4 protein-coding genes are annotated in these 2,363 nt (G+C 71.1%); 3 read left to right on the top strand and 1 reads right to left on the bottom strand.

The features are described 5' to 3' along the window. Positions 1-285 precede the first annotated feature (285 nt). Positions 286-696 carry a PaaI family thioesterase gene (locus D7X12_RS40860; RefSeq protein ID WP_244225084.1) on the top strand — a complete coding sequence of 137 codons (411 nt, stop codon included), beginning with the start codon at positions 286-288 and terminating at the stop codon, positions 694-696. Beyond that, positions 696-1,151 carry a PaaI family thioesterase gene (locus D7X12_RS40855; protein ID WP_120630503.1) on the top strand — a complete coding sequence of 152 codons (456 nt, stop codon included), beginning with the start codon at positions 696-698 and terminating at the stop codon, positions 1,149-1,151. The genes D7X12_RS40860 and D7X12_RS40855 overlap by 1 nt, the downstream gene beginning before the upstream one ends. 5 nt (positions 1,152-1,156) lie before the next feature. Here the strand turns inward: D7X12_RS40855 and D7X12_RS43330 are convergent, their stop codons facing one another. Further along, positions 1,157-1,294, bottom strand: a complete 138-nt coding sequence (locus tag D7X12_RS43330; RefSeq protein WP_158620223.1) for a hypothetical protein — start codon at positions 1,292-1,294, stop codon at positions 1,157-1,159. Between the two features lie 289 nt (positions 1,295-1,583). Between D7X12_RS43330 and D7X12_RS40850 the strand changes: the two genes are divergently transcribed. Continuing rightward, positions 1,584-2,363: BTAD domain-containing putative transcriptional regulator (locus D7X12_RS40850; protein ID WP_120630502.1), on the top strand; the 780-nt coding region annotated here is incomplete at its 3' end.

Genomic DNA, 2,363 nt, shown 5'->3' with positions numbered 1-2,363 from the left:
CCGCGGGGCGGGGCAGCGGCTGCGCGGCCAGGAGCAGGCCCGGCACCAGCAGCGCGAAGCAGAGGGCGGAGGTCAGTCGATTCACCGGGGAGGTCCTCTTGGGGGAGACGAAAAAGGCGCGGGCAGCCTATATGGCCCGGGCGTCCCGCGAAGGACGAAGGGCGCGCATGAACAAGCGGACATGCGGGCGTGTTCCAGTCTCCGCACTCCCCCGTCCCCCGTCCGAATCTGCTATCGCCTTGCGCCATGCCGAACCTCCCTCTTCCCTCGGACAAGGCAGAACGGATGGCGCACCTCGCCGTGATGTACGGCGAGGCGGTGCCCCACAACCATGCGCTCGGGCTGCGGCTGGTGGACGTGGGCGCCACGGACGCGACGGTGGTGATGCCGTACGCGGACGTGCTGGTGGGCAACCCGGAGACGGGCGTGGTGGCGGGCGGCGCGGTGACGACGCTCATCGACGCGACGTGCGGCACGGCGGTGCTCACGCGGATGAACGCCTTCGCCCTCATCGCCACGCTGGACCTGCGCATCGACTACCTGCGCCCCGCGCGCCCGGGCCTGGAGCTGACCGCGCACGCCGAGTGCTACAAGGTCACCCGCCTCATCGCCTTCGTGCGCGCCCTGGTGCACCAGGGAGACCCCGCGCTGCCGGTGGCCTCCTCGCAGGGCACCTTCATGCGGGTGGAGGACTGATGAGCACGCCCACCTCCCTGCCGCTCGCGGACCTGGTGCGCACGGTGCGCCAGACGCGCGAATACCACCGCCTCACCGACGCCATCCCCTACACGCGCTTCATGGGCATTGGCGTGGAGAACCTCGCCGGGGAGATGCTCTGCCGGATGAAGTACGCGCCCCACCTCATCGGCAACAGCATGCTGCCCGCGCTCCACGGCGGCGCGCTGAGCGCGCTCCTGGAGTCCACCGCGGTGTTCGAACTGCTGCTCCAGACGGACACCGAGCGCGTGCCCAAGGTCATCTCCAGCACCGTGGACTTCCTGCGCTCGGGCAAGCCGCAGGACACCTTCTCGCGCGCGTTCATCACCCGCCAGGGCCGGCGCGTGGCCAACGTGCGCGTGGAGGCGTGGCAGGACGACCGCACACGCCCCATTGCCAGCTCACACGCCCTGTTCCTGCTCGCCGAACCGTGACGCCGTCAGCGTTTGACGACGATGCGCCAGGTGCGCCGGACACCGGCCTTGTCCCAGGCGAGCAGCGTCGTCTCCCCCGGCTGGAGCTCCAGGGATTCCTCCAGCGGACGCCGGAGTCGCCCCAGCGTCGCATGCGATTGCACCCGACGTCTCACCGGAGGACACATCAACCCCAGACATTCCGCAAAACAGCACTGACATTGTTACAGCGTGGCCCCCATTTCTACAGGGGCCCTGCGGCGTCGCGCAGCGGACAGCGTGCACCGGTGCACGGCGTCTGACCTCCGGGTCCGCCCGGTGCACGACAGCGGATCCGATGACGGGGCGTACCGCGCGCGTGGCAGTGAACAGGAGCGCACGTCGAGCACACGTTCGCAGCGCTCGGCACGTTGCCTGCTAGCTCACGGCCCCAGCACCGAGGCGGGGTCCCCCATGAGCGAGCGCGAGTCGACGAAGCTGCGGGAGTTGAAGGAAGCGGCATATGCCCTGTACCAGAAGGGCCGGTACGCGGAGTGCGCGGAGACGTACTCGCAGCTGGCGAAGCTGCTGCCACGCGACCCGAACGTGCGCGTGCGACTCGCGGAGGCCTGTCGGCGCGCCGGACAGCGGACCCAGGCCATCGCCGCGTACCGGGAAGCAGCGGAGGTGCTGTTGTCACTGGGTTGTGAGTCCCGCGCGAGGGGTGCGCTGAAGGTCGCGCTGGAGCTGGACCCGAGGGACCCCGTCCTCCAGAGGGAAGTGGGGCGGCTGGGCCAGGGCCTGGCGTGTTCGACGGCGCTGGAGGACGAGCAGCTCTACAGCCCCGCGAATGACGCCTTCGTCCGGCAGCCCCTCACGACCGCGCCCCCACCGCCGACTCCGACCTTCGTGCCGGGCGCCGCGCAGGAGATCACCCGCGTCGTGGCCGTGCCCACCGTGCCGACCCTCACGCCCGTGAGCGTGTCCGGAGCCCGGAGCGCGGCGCCGGTGAGGACGCCTGGGATGGGCTCCGGTCCGGGACGGGAGGCCGTGCTGCCCCATCCCCGTCCCGCCTCCGCGAACACGTCCCCGGTTCCCAGCATCCCGCCGCTCGTGGCACCCGTCCCGTCTCCGACCGCCACTGCCACCCAGGCGAACACGGCGCCCAGGCCCGGGCCCGGCCTGCCGAAGGTGCTGCCCGTGCTGCCCACCCTCACGTCTTCGAAGGCACCCGGCCCCCCCGCGGTGTCGAAG

The sequence above is a fragment of the Corallococcus sicarius genome, assembly GCF_003611735.1.
Lineage (GTDB): Bacteria > Myxococcota > Myxococcia > Myxococcales > Myxococcaceae > Corallococcus > Corallococcus sicarius.
Note: the sequence above shows the minus strand (reverse complement) of the source record. Positions and strands in the feature narration are given on the sequence as shown.

Excerpts from the sequence above, each read along its gene's own strand:
- D7X12_RS40860 (WP_244225084.1), top strand. The coding sequence starts at position 286 with ATGGCGCACCTCGCCGTGATGTACGGCGAGGCGGTGCCCCACAACCAT.
- D7X12_RS40855 (WP_120630503.1), top strand. The coding sequence starts at position 696 with ATGAGCACGCCCACCTCCCTGCCGCTCGCGGACCTGGTGCGCACGGTG.